General features: G+C 61.9%; 12 protein-coding genes. 6 read left to right on the forward strand and 6 right to left on the reverse strand.

The features are described from left to right. Positions 1 to 2 precede the first annotated feature (2 nt). The 3 genes from ACP15N_RS00375 to ACP15N_RS00385 form a co-directional block, all read right to left on the reverse strand. Complete coding sequence (locus tag ACP15N_RS00375; protein WP_425090232.1) at positions 3 to 986, reverse strand: AAA family ATPase; 984 nt, start codon at positions 984 to 986, stop codon at positions 3 to 5. Beyond that, positions 983 to 1,939 (reverse strand): HAD family hydrolase, encoded by a 957-nt coding sequence (locus tag ACP15N_RS00380; RefSeq protein ID WP_425090233.1) that lies wholly within the window; start codon positions 1,937 to 1,939, stop codon positions 983 to 985. The genes ACP15N_RS00375 and ACP15N_RS00380 overlap by 4 nt, the downstream gene beginning before the upstream one ends. 72 nt (positions 1,940 to 2,011) lie before the next feature. Next, positions 2,012 to 3,577 carry an arylsulfatase gene (locus ACP15N_RS00385; RefSeq protein WP_425090234.1) on the reverse strand — a complete coding sequence of 522 codons (1,566 nt, stop codon included), beginning with the start codon at positions 3,575 to 3,577 and terminating at the stop codon, positions 2,012 to 2,014. 187 nt (positions 3,578 to 3,764) lie between these two features. On the opposite strand from ACP15N_RS00385, the gene ACP15N_RS00390 reads away from it, so the two are divergent. Continuing rightward, positions 3,765 to 4,772, forward strand: a complete 1,008-nt coding sequence (locus ACP15N_RS00390) for an AraC family transcriptional regulator ligand-binding domain-containing protein (protein WP_425090235.1) — start codon at positions 3,765 to 3,767, stop codon at positions 4,770 to 4,772. Positions 4,773 to 4,878: 106 nt separating this feature from the next. Here the strand turns inward: ACP15N_RS00390 and ACP15N_RS00395 are convergent, their stop codons facing one another. Next, positions 4,879 to 5,448, reverse strand: coding sequence for a YcbK family protein (locus ACP15N_RS00395; RefSeq protein WP_425090236.1), 570 nt, complete (start codon positions 5,446 to 5,448; stop codon positions 4,879 to 4,881). A 301-nt stretch (positions 5,449 to 5,749) separates the two neighbouring features. Between ACP15N_RS00395 and ACP15N_RS00400 the strand changes: the two genes are divergently transcribed. From ACP15N_RS00400 to ACP15N_RS00415, 4 genes are read left to right on the forward strand one after another with little or no spacing between them, the layout of a single operon-like run. Then, the gene (locus ACP15N_RS00400; protein WP_425090237.1) at positions 5,750 to 7,351 is read left to right on the forward strand and encodes a L,D-transpeptidase family protein; all 1,602 of its coding nucleotides are present in this window, start codon (positions 5,750 to 5,752) and stop codon (positions 7,349 to 7,351) included. 48 nt (positions 7,352 to 7,399) lie between these two features. Then, on the forward strand, positions 7,400 to 8,491 hold the full coding sequence (gene lpxD / locus ACP15N_RS00405) for a UDP-3-O-(3-hydroxymyristoyl)glucosamine N-acyltransferase (RefSeq protein ID WP_425090238.1): 1,092 nt from the start codon (positions 7,400 to 7,402) through the stop codon (positions 8,489 to 8,491). Between the two features lie 54 nt (positions 8,492 to 8,545). After that, entirely contained in the window at positions 8,546 to 8,815 is a 270-nt protein-coding gene (locus ACP15N_RS00410) for an acyl carrier protein (protein WP_425090239.1), read from the forward strand. A gap of 2 nt (positions 8,816 to 8,817) precedes the next feature. After that, the gene (locus ACP15N_RS00415; RefSeq protein ID WP_425090240.1) at positions 8,818 to 10,029 is read left to right on the forward strand and encodes a beta-ketoacyl-[acyl-carrier-protein] synthase family protein; all 1,212 of its coding nucleotides are present in this window, start codon (positions 8,818 to 8,820) and stop codon (positions 10,027 to 10,029) included. Positions 10,030 to 10,081: 52 nt separating this feature from the next. Here ACP15N_RS00415 and ACP15N_RS00420 read toward each other — a convergent pair whose 3' ends face one another. Continuing rightward, positions 10,082 to 10,687, reverse strand: a complete 606-nt coding sequence (locus ACP15N_RS00420; protein ID WP_425090241.1) for an invasion associated locus B family protein — start codon at positions 10,685 to 10,687, stop codon at positions 10,082 to 10,084. Positions 10,688 to 11,074: 387 nt separating this feature from the next. Between ACP15N_RS00420 and ACP15N_RS00425 the strand changes: the two genes are divergently transcribed. Then, positions 11,075 to 12,667: a helicase HerA-like domain-containing protein gene (locus ACP15N_RS00425; RefSeq protein ID WP_425090242.1), complete on the forward strand. Its 1,593-nt coding sequence runs from the start codon at positions 11,075 to 11,077 to the stop codon at positions 12,665 to 12,667. Here the strand turns inward: ACP15N_RS00425 and ACP15N_RS00430 are convergent. Continuing rightward, positions 12,664 to 13,962 (reverse strand): HlyC/CorC family transporter, encoded by a 1,299-nt coding sequence (locus ACP15N_RS00430; RefSeq protein ID WP_425090243.1) that lies wholly within the window; start codon positions 13,960 to 13,962, stop codon positions 12,664 to 12,666. The two genes, ACP15N_RS00425 and ACP15N_RS00430, sit on opposite strands and share 4 nt — an antisense overlap. Positions 13,963 to 14,029: the final 67 nt, after the last annotated feature.

Consider the following 14,029-nt stretch of genomic DNA (forward strand, 5'->3'; position numbering starts at 1 on the left):
CCTTACGGTACCGCGACCTGGCGCAGGATTTCGTCTGTGACCGCGTCCGCGCTCACGCCCTCGCCCTGTGCCTCGTAGCTCAGGCCGAGTCTGTGGCGCAGCACGTCCGGGGCAATGGCACGCACGTCTTCGGGGTCGACATAATCGCGCCCGGCCAGCCACGCATGGGTACGCCCGCATTTGTCGAGCGCGAGGGAGGCGCGGGGGGACGCGCCGACCTCGATCCAGCGTTTCAGATCATCGCCAAACGCATCCGGTGTGCGGGTCGCCTGAACCAGATCCGCCATGTAGCGCTCCATCCCGTCGGCAACATGGACCTGACCGATTTCCGCGCGCGCGGCAAAGACCGATGCTTGCGGGATTGCCGCCGGTGGCGGCGCGCCGGACGGGGTGTCAGTACCGGCAGCGATCTCCTCTGCACGGACCAGGCGGATCACCTCCACCTCGTCTTCCACCGGGGGATAGGTGATCATCACATGCATCAGGAACCGGTCCATCTGCGCTTCGGGCAGGGGATAGGTGCCTTCCTGCTCGATCGGGTTTTGCGTCGCCATGACCATGAACAGAGGGGGCATCTTGTGGGTTGTGCCAGACACCGTGACCTGCCGTTCTTCCATCGCCTCCAGCAAGGCAGCCTGCACCTTGGCGGGCGCACGGTTGATTTCGTCCGCCAGAACGACATTGGCGAAGATCGGACCGGCCTCGAACCGGAACTCCGACCCGGCGTCGGTCTGGTAATAGACTTCCGTCCCCGTCACATCCGACGGCAGCAGGTCCGGCGTGAACTGGATCCGGCTGAAGTCGCATTCGAGGTTCTTGGCCAGCGCCTTGATCGCGCGGGTCTTAGCCAGACCGGGAAGGCCCTCGACCAGCAGGTTCCCGTTGGCCAGAAGCCCGATCAGCAAGCGGTCGATGACGGCGCGCTGCCCGATGATGGACTGTCCGATCCGGTCGCGCAGCGCCTCGATATCCTCGCGTGCGCTCATTCCGGGAACACGCGCAGCCAGTCTTCGGCCATGTCGATGATGACCCATCCACGGTCGGGGCCTTCGTCTAGACCACGGTTGAGGACGCCGATATGCCCCTCCCGATCATAGGCAAATTCGCGTTCGGCATCCGTGTGATGGAGCAGCATTCCAAAGCGGGGCCCGTCCCCGGCCGTGGTGTATTCGAGCATCGCGAAATCGCCGTCCGAGTTGCCGCTGGCAAAGATCGGACGCTTGCCAATGCTGTTGTCGATGCCGACGGGCTTGCCTTCCTTGTCGTCGACAAAGTCGATCCCCGGCAGCTTCATCACCTTGCCGTCGACATACTCGGTTGGCCCGGCGGTTCCGACGACCTGTTCGGTTGGAATGTTGTAGGCTTCTTGCGCGAAGGCGCGCACGAAGTGAACGCCGCCTCCGGACACGATCCATGTCTGGAACTCCTCGTCGCGCAGATAGCGCAGCAATTCCAGCATGGGCTGATAGATCATCGCGTCATACCGCATCCCGGTGGTCGGGTGGCGCGCCGTGTCGAGCCAGGCCCGCACGTCGTCCTGAAATTCTTCGACCGACATGCCGGCGTGGCTGATCGCAAGGATTTCGAGCAAACCTTCGAGGCCGCCTTCTGCAATCGCCTCCACATCCCCTTCCGCCGCGGCGCGCAGCATATCGCTTTCGAGGATAGAGGGATCTTCTGCGGCCCGTTCCTTTACGCGTTCAAGCGCGTAGATCAGCTGGAAGTAAACGGGTTTTTCGGCCCACAGGTTTCCATCATTGTCAAATGTCGCGATCCGGTCGGCGGGGGTCACGTAGTCCGGCGAGGCCGGATCGGTGACACGCTCCACGAACTCGATGATGGCGGCTTTGGTATCGGTCTCTGCCCAGGACGGCAACGGGTCGGCGAATGACGGGGCAGCACAGACGGCGATGGCGGCTGCAAAAAGAATGGGGCGCATGGGGGCCTCCTGCAATATCAGACAGATGGGGCCACCCCTGCGAGAGAGGCGGCCCCAAAAAATGGGTGTCGCTTAGCGTGCGCCGGATGCGCCTTGCGTAATCATCTCGGCTGCGTCGCCAATCGTGAAGCTGCCGGGCTTCTGGCGCGGCGGATATTCCTCGAACGTGGCAAGGAAGCGCCCGATGTAATCTGCTGCCGGCAGCAGCAGATAGGCGCGGTCGATATACCAGTCCCAGTAGGTGTTGGACGTGATGTTGGACCGCTCATAGGGATCGCGGCGCAGGTTGAACAGAAGCGGGATCCGCAGCGCAGTCCACGGCTCTGCCCAGGCTTGCAAGGTCTGCGGCGCGCGGTGCTCAAGGAAAATCGCCTTCCAGTCGTTCCAGCGCAGGGCCGTCAGATCACCGTCATCCGAAAAGTAGAAGATCTCTTCGCGGGGCGTGTCGTTCTCTTCACCCAGCAGATAGGGCAGGGTATTGTAGCCATCGAGGTGCACACGGTAGTCGCGTCCGCCGCCGACTTCGGCCACGGTGATCCCTTCGAGCAGGTCTTCCTTGACCGTTTCGTTGCCGGCCATCGCAAGGAAGGTGGGCAGCCAGTCCATGTGGTGCATGATGGCATTGGACACGCGCCCTTCTTCGATCCGTCCGGGCCAGCGCACCATCGCGGGCACGCGCCAGCCGCCTTCCCAGTTGGTGTTCTTTTCACCGCGGAAAGGGGTCATCGCCGCATCCGGCCAGGTGTTCATGTGCGGACCGTTGTCGGTCGAGTAGAACACGAAGGTTTCGTCTGCGATGCCCAGCTCGTCCAGCAGGTCGAGGAACTGGCCGATATGCATGTCATGTTCAATCATGCCGGCCGTGTATTCATCAACGTGCTTGCCGACGATTTCGTTGGCCATTTCCCGACGTTCGTCGCTGACATGGGTGCGGAAGTGCATCCGCGTCCCGGACCACCACACGAACCAGGGCACATCGGCCTCTTCCTGGCGCTTGATGAAATCGATCGCGGCGGCGACGGTTTCGTCGTCCACGGTTTCCATACGCTGGCGCGTCAGCGGACCAGTGTCTTCGATCGTGCCATCGGCGCTTGACTTGATGACGCCGCGCGGACCAAACCGTTCGCGGAACTCGGGGTTGGCAGGATAGTCTTCGTTTTCGGGTTCTTCTTCGGCGTTCAGGTGGTAGAGGTTGCCAAAAAACTCGTCAAATCCGTGGTTTGTCGGCAGCATCTCATCTCGGTCGCCAAGATGGTTCTTGCCGAATTGGCCGGTTGCGTAGCCTTCTGCCTTGAGCAGGCCAGCGATCGTCGGGTCTTCAACCTGCATCCCCTCCGGCGCGCCGGGCATCCCGACTTTCGACAGGCCGGTTCTGAACACCGACTGCCCCATGATGAAGGAGGACCGTCCGGCGGTGCATGACTGCTCGCCGTAATAGTCGGTGAAGATCATGCCTTCTGCTGCGATCCGGTCGATATTCGGCGTCCGGTATCCCATCAGGCCCATCGTATAGGCAGAGATGTTGGACTGGCCGACATCGTCGCCCCAAATCACCAGAATATTAGGTTGTTCGGCTTCTTGCGCCGAAAGCGGACTGGCCAATGCTATGGCTGCCGCGATTGTGACAAATAACTTCATAAAGGGTCCCCTTACTTTCCGTACAGTGTCGCGTCTTGGTCGGTTCCGGCACGCGTGAGTCTGCGCGCGACGCAGTGAGATTGTACCTTCCTACACTTGCCCAACCAGTCTTCTCATGCAACCTTGGGCTACGCTTGCCATTTTACGTCAGACAGCCGGGGTTTTTCCTGTGTCACTTGCCATACCGATGACGCGTGCGACCGGGATGGGACCGCTGCCGCAGCTGCTTGAGGTGCAGGAGAGTTCGAAGGCCGTGCATCGCGCCTTTGCGGACGCGGGCTTGCCGATCAGCCTGATTTCGGATCGTCAGCATTTGGTTCCGCTACACGCGCTCATTCGCCTGTTCGAACGGTCGGCGCAGCTGTCCGGAGATCCGGTTTTCGGGTTGCATGTCGGATTGGAAATGGCGCCGCAGGAATACGGGCTCTGGCTGCGTTATAGCTTGCAGGCACCGACCCTGAGACAGGGCATTTCCCGTTTGGCCAGGTGTCTGGTCCTGCATCAGTTCGGTGGGCAATTGAGCATGGAGCCGCGCGGCGCAGGCCGAGTTGCCTGGCGGTATTGGCACAGTGACATGGGCGATCCGTGCGCGGCGCACCACGCCGATCATGTCGTTCCGGTGATGATCCAGTTTGCGCAGGCCTATCTTGGCCAACACTGGCGCCCCGAGCGGATTAAGGTCGGTTATCCACGAGACCGGGCGTTCAGCTTGCGCGAAGACGCCTTGGGCGTGCCGTGGTGTGCCGGACAGCGCTCGGTCGCGCTGGTGTTTCCGGCCCGGTGCCTCGCAGCGCGCGCGCGATCGGAAAATTCCGTTCGTGCTGACGCTCCGCTGCTGACCTCTATCGAAGTGCTGGCCGATCAGAGGCGGCAGGAGGCGCGCGATCCGCTGGCATCGGTTGAAGCGATCATTACGCTGAGGTTGCTGGATGGCCAGACCGATATCGGCGGTGCAGCCGAGGCGTTGGGGGTAGGGCCACGCAGTTTGCAAAGGATCCTTGCGCGCGATGGGGTGAGCTACCGCGCGGTTCTGGAACGGGTCAGGATGAAGCGCGCTAAGGCTCTGATTTCCGAGACAGAGCGCCCGTTGACCCACATCGCGTTCGATATGGGCTACAGTGATCCCGCGCATTTCAGCCGCGCGTTTTCGCGGTATTTCGGCTATCCGCCGTCTCGACTGCGCACCGCAGCATGACCGCCGCTGGTGTGGTGCCGTAGGGGGGCAAAACAGAAAACGCCTCGCGAAATTGCGAGGCGTCTGCTGAAATCGGCGGGGGATGGTGCCGATGGAAAAGTTTGGATCAGCGGCCCCAGGTGCGTACCGGGCCACAATCCATATGCACGAAACTGGATCCGGAATACTTGCCGACGCCGCCCGCGCGACAGGCGGCTGCCGCTGCCGCGATTTGTCTGACGCTGCGTGAGCCGAGGCGCAGGTCCGCGGCTTGTCCTTGCATGTGCAGCGAATTGCGCGCCACGCCGCGCGATTTGGACCGCAGCATCGCGTTGGTCTGCGGGCTGCGATAGCCGGACAGCAGCAGGTAGGGTTCATCCGTGTCGAGCATGTTGTGGGCCGCGGCCATGATGTCGATGGTCCGCAGGTCAATCTCGCTCACCGCGTCGCGCCGCCAGTCCCGCATCAGGAAGTTGATCTCCTTGAGGGCGTCGGGAATGTACTGGCCTTCGACCCAGTAAATCGTGTCGATTGTTTCACCGGTGCGGCCAGAGTGCATCTTGAGACGACGAATGTCGCCTCCACCGCGTAGAAAACCGAATGCATTGGCGGTGACAGGCGCGGCTGTGATAGCGGTTGCCGCAAATGCCCGTAGTACCCCACGCCGTGAGAGGCGGATACCCGCTTTATCGCTCATAGGTCTTGCCCCATAGCCTTGGGCCGCTTTGTGCGGCCTCTCAGTAAATCGTCCCCAGATGTGTGAGCGAAATTACACAAAAAAGGGTAAACGCCAAGCCATTGCACGTGAAACAATCCGGTTGTGCCTTTTTTGAGCGGTTTTCTGCCCAAAAAACATGCTCGGGGCGTGAGGCAGGCGTGGCATGCGGGCCGCGATGGACCAGAAAAATCACGCATGTGAAACACATGTTTTTTGCGTCTGGTTATCTTTTTGTGATTTGGTAGGGCCAGATAGCAGTACTTTTGACGGAGCAATTCGCATGTCGCAGTTTTCCATCGCCCATCGATCCAGACTTGTTGGCCTTCTGGTGCTTGCAATGTCGGTGTGCCTGGGTGCTGTCGTGCAGGCCGACAGTTTTGCCTACCGCCAGGCCGTGGCCGAGGCGGCCGTCGGAGATGAAACCGTTCTTGCCTTTTATGCGGAGCGCGATTTTGCGCCCGTCTGGACCGCGCCGGATGCGACGGACCACCGCAAAGCCCTGTTGCGCGCCTTGCAGTCGGCCCCTGTTCACGGGCTTCCGGCAGACCGTTATGATGCGGAGGCGTTGCACGCTGCGTTTGCGGCAGCCGACAACCCAAGGGCGCGGGGCTTTGCTGAAATCCTGGCGGCGCGTATGTACCTCGCTTATGCGCAGGACGTGCATAGCGGCGCGCTTGACGCGTCTCGTATCGATGCAGGTATCGTGCGCGAGCAACCGCGCCGCGACCGGGCCGACTTGCTGCACGCGTCCCTCACCGCGGATCCGCACGCCATGATGTCTGCCCTGCCGCCGCAGAGCGCGGGATATACCCGGCTGCTCAAGGCGAAACTGGACCTTGAACGCGCCATTGCCGCAGGCGGATGGGGGCCGAAGGTACAGGGCGGCAAGCTGGAGCTTGGCGATACCGGTGCGCAGGTCGTTGCACTCCGCAATCGAATGATCCGCATGGGTTATCTGCGCCCGACTGCGCAGGCCAGTTACACCAATGACCTGAAGGCCGCCGTGTTGCAGTTTCAGGCGGACCATGGCCTTGCCGAGGACGGTGTCGCAGCCAAGGTCACCCTTGGCGAGGTGAACATTTCTGCGACCGAGCGACTGAAATCCGTGCTCGTGGCGCTGGAGCGTGAACGCTGGATGAACCGTGACCTCGGCGACCGCCGGATCATGGTCAACATCGTCGATTTTCATGCGCGTGTGATCGAAGACAATGCTGAGGTGTTCCGCACGCGTGTCGTGGTCGGCAAGAACACTTCGGATCGCCGGACGCCCGAGTTCTCGGACGAGATGGACCACATGGTGATCAACCCGACATGGAACGTGCCGCGGTCCATCGCCACCAAGGAATACCTGCCGAAGTTCCAGAACGACCCGAATGCGCACAGCTATCTGCGGCTCGTGGATGCCTCCGGTCGGACCGTGAGCCGGGACAGCGTGGATTTCACTCAGATGACCGCGCGGAATTTCCCGTTCGACATCAAACAACCGCCGTCACGGTCGAATGCCCTAGGGCTTGTGAAGTTCATGTTCCCGAATGAGCACAACATCTATCTGCATGATACACCTGCCAAGTCCCTCTTCGGTCGGGAGAGCCGCGCCTACTCGCACGGCTGCGTCCGGGTCGCGGACCCGTTCGATTTTGCCTACGAGTTGCTGTCCAAGCAGGAAGCCGACCCCGAAGGCGCGTTCAAGTCGACGCTCGCCACCGGAAAGGAAACCTGGGTTTATCTGGATGAGCCGCTGCCGGTGCACTTGTACTATCAGACCGCCTTTGCGCCTGCGGACGGGCATGTCCAGTACCGCCGCGACGTATACGGTCGCGACGCGCGCATCTGGAAGGCCCTTGCCGATGCCGGGGTGGCGCTGCCTGCGTTTGACAGCTAAACCCGCGCCACGCGGTGGAGCAGCGCCGCAGGCAGAGGGGGTCAGGCGATGTCCTATACACTGACGCAGATCGCGGACGCGCTTGGCGCGAAGGCCGTGGGCAACACGGTTCTCACGGTCACTGGCGCGGCAGAACCGCAGGCGGCGGGGCCCGAGCACCTCGCGCTGGCGATGGACCCCAAATATGCCGACGGGATTGCGAAAGGGGCAGCGCGCGCAGCGCTTCTCTGGAGCGATGCGCCGTGGGAGGATCTGGGGCTAGAGGGCGCGGTTCTGGTCGGGCGGGCACGGTATGCCATGTCGGGTCTGACAACGTTGATGGATCCCGGACCGGAGATCGCGCCGGGTATTCATCCGGCTGCCGTGGTCCATCCCGACGCGGTGATCGGTGAGGGGGCCGCCATAGGTCCGTTTGTTGTGATCGGGCGCGGAGTGCGCATCGGCGCACAGGCGCGGATCGCAGCGCAGGTCAACGTGGCCGAAGACGCGCGGATCGGTGATGATGTGCTGCTTCATGCGGGCGTCCGGATCGGATCGCGGGTGCAGCTTGGCGACCGGGTGATCGTGCAGCCGGGGGCGGTTTTGGGGGCGGATGGCTTCTCGTTCGTTACGCCGGAAACCTCTGCGGTCGAGGAAGTGCGCAAGACCGTTGGCAATCGCGGCGCTGCCAAAGGACAGAGCTGGACGCGGATTCACTCGCTCGGCGCGGTGGAGATCGGCGACGACGTCGAAATCGGTGCCAATGCCTGTGTGGACAAGGGCACGATCCGCAACACCACTATCGGGCGTGGAACGAAACTCGATAACCTCGTGCATGTCGGGCACAACGTGCAGATCGGAGAGGACTGCCTTCTGTGCGGCCAGGTCGGCATTGCCGGTTCGTCAAGGATCGGCAACCGCGTGGTTCTGGCCGGTCAGGTCGGTGTGAATGACAATATCTTCGTCGGAGACGACGTGATCGCTGGCGGCGCGACCAAGATTTTCACCAACGCCCCCGCCGGGCGCGTTCTGCTGGGCTACCCCGCGATGAAGATGGAAAGCCATGTGGAAACCTACAAGGCCCTGCGCCGCCTGCCGCGCTTGATGCAACAGGTCGCAGCGCTCAAGAAATCAGTTTCCAAACCGGGTGAGAGTGATTAAGTCAGCCGCAGCCGAGGGTGGCGGCGCAGGTAAGTCCGGGTAGGGAAGGTCGCAATGGCAGAAGCGGTAAAAGATCAAGTAATCCAGATCATTGCGGATCAGGCGGTGTTGGAGCCGGGTGACGTCAAAATGGATGCAACGCTGGAAGATCTTGGCATCGACAGCTTGGGCCTTGTGGAATCGATCTTCGCCATCGAAGAGGCTTTCGACATCCAGGTGCCCTTCAACGCCAATGATCCCAGCGAAAGCGATTTCGACATCTCCAGCGTTGCGGCCATCGTGAATGCGGTTGAGGGTCTGGTTGCCGATCAGCGAGGCGCCTGAGGGTGCACCGCGTCGTTATTACCGGTCAGGGCACGATCAATGCGCTCGGAACCGATGTCCCCCGAACGCTCGAGGCGCTGCGCGAAGGGCGCTGCGGCATCTCCGAGCTGGAGTTCCGTGATGTGGACAGGCTGTCCATCCGCATCGGGGGGCAGGTCAAGAACTACGACCCGGAGGCCGCCTTCAATCGCCAACAGATTGCCCTCTACGACCGGTTCACCCAGTTCACCCTGATCGCGGCACAGCAGGCGATCCGCCAGTCCGGCCTCAGTTTTTCAGGCGAGTTGGCGGCGCAATCCGGCGTGGTTCTGGGCACGGCGGGCGGCGGCGTGAACACGTGGGATGACAATTATCGTGCCGTGTATGAGGAGGGGAAGAACCGCGTTCATCCCTTTGTCGTGCCCAAGCTGATGAACAATGCGGCCGCGAGCCATGTTTCGATGGAGCATAACCTCAAGGGCCCCAGCTTTACGGTGGCGACGGCCTGCGCAAGCTCCAACCATGCGATGGGACAGGCGTTTCAGTTCGTCCGGTCCGGCCTGAGCAAGGTCATGATCACCGGCGGTTCGGAGTCGATGCTCTGTTTCGGGGGCGTCAAGGCGTGGGAAGGCTTGCGCGTGATGTCCAAGGATGCGTGCCGCCCCTTCAGTGCCAACCGCAATGGCATGGTTCAGGGCGAAGGCGCGGCGATCTTCGTTTTCGAGGATTACGAGCACGCCAAGGCCCGGGGCGCAGAGATTCTGGCTGAGGTGATCGGGTTTGCGATGACGTCGGATGCGGCCGATATTGTCATGCCGTCCAAGCAGGGGGCGTCGCGCGCGATCTCGGGTGCAATCAAGGACGCCCGCGTTTCCGCTGATCAAGTCGGGTACATCAACGCCCACGGCACCGGAACGGCAGCCAATGACAAGACCGAATGCGCCGCGGTCGCCGATGCGCTTGGGCACCATGCCGACAAGCTGATGATCTCGTCAACCAAGTCGATGCATGGCCACCTGATCGGCGGCACCGGAGCGGTGGAACTGCTGGCCTGTGTCATGGCCCTGACCGAGGGCGTGATTGCCCCGACCATCGGCTACGAGGAACCGGACCCGGAATGCGCGCTGGATGTCGTGCCGAACGAGGCGCGGGAGGCCCAGGTGGACGTGGTGTTGTCGAACGCGTTTGCGTTCGGGGGCCTCAACGCCGTACTGGCTCTGCGCAAGGCCCCCTGAAGCTGAGTGTCAGGCGCGTCTCACGCCTGACCAAGGCGCACAGGCTTCTGCGTTACTCGCCAGCCGCGACAGTATCGAACGCGCGCGTGAACCCCCGCAGCGAAGAGGTCAGAGCCACTTCGCGGTCCGGTGCCGACAACGGAGTGATCGCAAGTCCTGCCTCACCGCCGGCCTTGAGGGCGTCGACATCCGCGTCGCCCAGACGAAAGCGGACGTAACATCCGTTCGGGTTGCACCAGGTGAACGGGATCGACTGTGCGGGGCTGCCATCAATCGAGAACCGCAGACCCGGCGGCAACAGCGTCTCCAGCGGGGTCACGATCGTTGCAAGGGCTGCGCCATCAGCGTCCGGCGTGGGCAATATGGTAAATTCGGCTACCGAATTGCCGTTGGCGTCCAGCAGGAGCTGGTATAGCTGGCACACATCCGGGGTATTCGCGATCGGCGCGGCCACGCAGCGCACGCGCCAGTCTCCGATATCGTCCAGAAAATAGGGTTGGGTCCGCTGTGGTGCAGGCTGTGCCTGATCTGCGCCAGCCTCCGCCGATGGTGTTTCGGGTGCCGTTTCGTCCTGCGCCATCGCTGCGAACGGCACGGACATCGCAAGCAGGGCTGACGCGGCGACGCGGGCCCAGGGGCGCATTTCGGTGGGGATCATTTGCTCTCAATCCTCTGACTGCTTTGGGTCTGGCGCATCCCTAGCATGGGGGCCACAGACTGTCAGGGGCGATTTCCCGACATCCTCGGGATCGTGAGGCTGTCAAAAACCAGCGCCGGAGGCCTGGAGGGGCGAAAAGAAAAAAGGGCCTGATAACAGACCCTTTTCCCTTGTTCTTTGCTCCCTGTCGGACTTGGCCGACTTATCTGTCGTGGACGCTAGAATCTTCTTATCCGGCGGTCAACAGGCCAATCCTCACTTTTGCGCCATTTTTCGCCGAAGGCGGCGGCAAAAAAAAACCGCGCCAGTGGGCGCGGCAAGTCGACAGGGAGGAAGTAAACCAAACCGGGCGGAACTGCCCGATCGGTGCGTTCAGGCTAGCAGACAATGGTTAACAATGTATGGTGGCGCGAAACGGCGGAGGACCCGATGCATCTGGAAGACATGATTTTTGTCGGCGGCGGCGATAAGGCCTACGCCACGCCACAGTATCTGCGGCTCGATACGGCCAACCGCCATGGTCTGATTGCAGGGGCGACCGGTACCGGCAAAACGGTCACGCTTCAGATCCTTGCCGAAGGGTTTTCAGCCAAGGGCGTGCCGGTGTTCTTGTCAGATGTCAAAGGAGACCTGTCCGGACTGGCCAAGGCCGGGAGTATGCAGGCAAAGCTGCATGGGCCGTTTATGGAACGTGCGCAAACCATTGGCATCGCGGAAACTTATGGGTACGAGGCGTTTCCCGTCACGTTCTGGGATCTGTTCGGCGAGGCCGGACATCCCGTGCGCACCACGGTGGCCGAAGTTGGCCCGTTGCTGCTCAGCAGGCTCCTGGAATTGAGCGAGGCGCAGGAAGGCATCCTGAACATCGCGTTCCGTGTGGCGGATGAACAAGGCCTGGCTTTGTATGGTCTCAAGGACTTGCAGGCGCTTCTTGTGTGGTTGGGTGAGAACCGGGCGCAGTTGAGCCTGCGCTACGGCAATGTGTCGGTGCAGTCCATCGGCGCAATCCAGCGCCGCTTGATGGTTCTGGAAAACCAGGGGGCGAACAAGCTGTTCGGGGAGCCTGCGCTGGATCTGTCGGACATGATGCAGACGGATGATGATGGGCGCGGACGGATCAACATTCTAGCCGCAGACAGGTTGATGGGCGCACCGCGGCTGTACGCGACGTTCCTGCTCTGGATGCTGTCGGAATTGTTCGAAACGCTGCCGGAGGTAGGCAACCCGGATAAACCCAAGCTCGTGTTTTTCTTTGATGAGGCGCATCTGCTGTTCGACGGGGCGCCAAAGGCGCTTGTCGACAAGGTCGAGCAGGTCGCCCGCCTGATCAGGTCCAAGGGTGTGGGTGTCTACTTCATCACCCAGAACCCGGACGACATCCCCGAAGACGTACTGGGGCAACTCGGCAATCGTGTTCAACACGCGTTGCGCGCCTTTACGGCGCGGGACCGCAAGGCACTGAAGGCGGCAGCCGAAACCTATCGCGACAACCCCGACCTGGATATCGAAACCGCAATCCGGGAGGTCGGCACGGGCGAGGCGGTGACATCGCTTCTGGAACGCAAGGCAATTCCAGGCATGGCGCAACGCACGCTGATACGTCCTCCATCCTCGCAGCTCGGCCCGATCTCGGAAGCGGAGCGCGCGGGCGTCATCGCGGGCTCTCCGATAGCCGGAAAATACGAGGCCGAGATTGACCGCGCATCGGCTTTCGAGGTGTTGCAGGCGCGTGCGCAGGCCGCCGCCGAAGCCGCCGAAAAGGCCGAGGCGCAGGAAGAAGAGCTTGCAATGGCGCAGCGCGAGTACCAGGCCGCGCGCCGCTATTCGGGAACACGCGTTGCCAGATCGACATCGCGCAAGACGCGCCGCAATGACAGCCTGGCCGACGCGCTGACCTCTGTCGTGATCAAGGAGATGAAAGGCACCACGGGTCGCCGGATCGTGCGCGGTATCCTCGGTGGGCTTTTCCGTGCGCGTTAGGCGTCGACGAGCGGGCGGATCTTGAGCTTCGTGAGACGGTTGTCCTTACGAGACGAGACCTCGAAGCGGAACCCGTGGAAGCTGAAGCACTGGCCCACCGTGGGGATCATCTGGGCCTCGTGGATGACCAGACCCGCAACGGTGTTGGCCTCGTCATCCGGCAAGGTCCAGTCCGTAGCGCGGTTCAGATCGCGGATCGTCATCGCTCCGTCGACAAGGAAATTGCCGTCCTCCATCGCGCGCACGGGGTGTTCGGCGGCCGGATCAAACTCGTCCGTGATCTCGCCGACGATTTCTTCGAGGATGTCCTCCAGCGTCAGCAGACCCTGCAAGTCGCCGTATTCGTCGATGACCAGCGCAAAATGGGTTCGGCGGCGCAGGAACTCCTTCATCTGCTCGTCCAGCGTGGTGGTTTCCGGCACGAAATACGGTTTCATCGCCACGTCCATGACCTGAAAATCCGCCAGTTCCTTGGCAGACGCGTCCGGGCCGCGGATCAGCTTGTCCATCGCGCGGCTCAGATCCTTGGCGTGGATCACGCCGATAATGTTCTCGCGGTCATTGCGGTAGACGGGCAGGCGCGTGTACGGGCTCTCCAGGCACTGGCTCAGGATCGTATCAACGGGTTGATCGGCATCGATCATCTCGATCTTGGACCGGTGGAGCATGATTTCCTCCACGGTACGCATGTTGAGGTCAAGCGCGCCCAACAGGCGATCGCGCTGCTCTTTCTCGACCGCGCCTTCTGAATGGCCGATCCGCAGGGCGCCCTCGATCTCCTCGTGCACCGACAGCATGTTGTCACCTGCATCGATCCGCAGGCCAAAAACACGCAACACCGCCCGGACGATCACGCGCACGGCGGCAACCAGCGGTGCCATGACCGCGATGATTACGCGTACGATCCCTGCGGCACGGGTTGACGCTGCTTCCGGATTGGTGATCGCGTACGTCTTGGGCAGCACCTCGGCAAAGATCAGAACCAGTGCGGTCATCACCAGCGTGGCCACGGCCACCCCGTTTGCGCCAAAGACCTTGGTGAAGACGGCGGTGGCCAGGGATGTGGCCAGAATATTGGCCAGGTTATTGCCCAGAAGGATGCCGCCGATCAGGCGCTCGTTGTCTTCTTTCAACTCAAGAGCGCGTTCTGCTCCCTTGTTGCCCCGGTCGGCCATCGCCCGCAACTTCCCGCGCGAAGCGGCGGTCAACGCGGTCTCGGAGCCGGAAAAGAAACCCGAGAAACACAGCAAGATCAGGATCACGCCGACCGAGACCCAGAAGGCCGTGTCAAACATCGTCGTTTCCATTTTTGCGCTCGCTTTCCCTTTGCCTAGCTTGGTTATGGGGGTAGTCCTGTAAGGG

It is taken from the genome of Tropicimonas sp. S265A (assembly GCF_049800835.1).
In the GTDB taxonomy this organism is placed as follows: Bacteria; Pseudomonadota; Alphaproteobacteria; order Rhodobacterales; family Rhodobacteraceae; genus Dinoroseobacter.

Coding starts and splice junctions, on each gene's coding strand:
- ACP15N_RS00375 (WP_425090232.1), bottom strand. CDS start 986: ATGAGCGCACGCGAGGATATCGAGGCGCTGCGCGACCGGATCGGACAG.
- ACP15N_RS00380 (WP_425090233.1), bottom strand. CDS start 1,939: ATGCGCCCCATTCTTTTTGCAGCCGCCATCGCCGTCTGTGCTGCCCCG.
- ACP15N_RS00385 (WP_425090234.1), bottom strand. CDS start 3,577: ATGAAGTTATTTGTCACAATCGCGGCAGCCATAGCATTGGCCAGTCCG.
- ACP15N_RS00390 (WP_425090235.1), top strand. CDS start 3,765: ATGACGCGTGCGACCGGGATGGGACCGCTGCCGCAGCTGCTTGAGGTG.
- ACP15N_RS00395 (WP_425090236.1), bottom strand. CDS start 5,448: ATGAGCGATAAAGCGGGTATCCGCCTCTCACGGCGTGGGGTACTACGG.
- ACP15N_RS00400 (WP_425090237.1), top strand. CDS start 5,750: ATGTCGCAGTTTTCCATCGCCCATCGATCCAGACTTGTTGGCCTTCTG.
- lpxD (WP_425090238.1), top strand. CDS start 7,400: ATGTCCTATACACTGACGCAGATCGCGGACGCGCTTGGCGCGAAGGCC.
- ACP15N_RS00410 (WP_425090239.1), top strand. CDS start 8,546: ATGGCAGAAGCGGTAAAAGATCAAGTAATCCAGATCATTGCGGATCAG.
- ACP15N_RS00420 (WP_425090241.1), bottom strand. CDS start 10,687: ATGATCCCCACCGAAATGCGCCCCTGGGCCCGCGTCGCCGCGTCAGCC.
- ACP15N_RS00425 (WP_425090242.1), top strand. CDS start 11,075: ATGGTTAACAATGTATGGTGGCGCGAAACGGCGGAGGACCCGATGCAT.
- ACP15N_RS00430 (WP_425090243.1), bottom strand. CDS start 13,962: ATGTTTGACACGGCCTTCTGGGTCTCGGTCGGCGTGATCCTGATCTTG.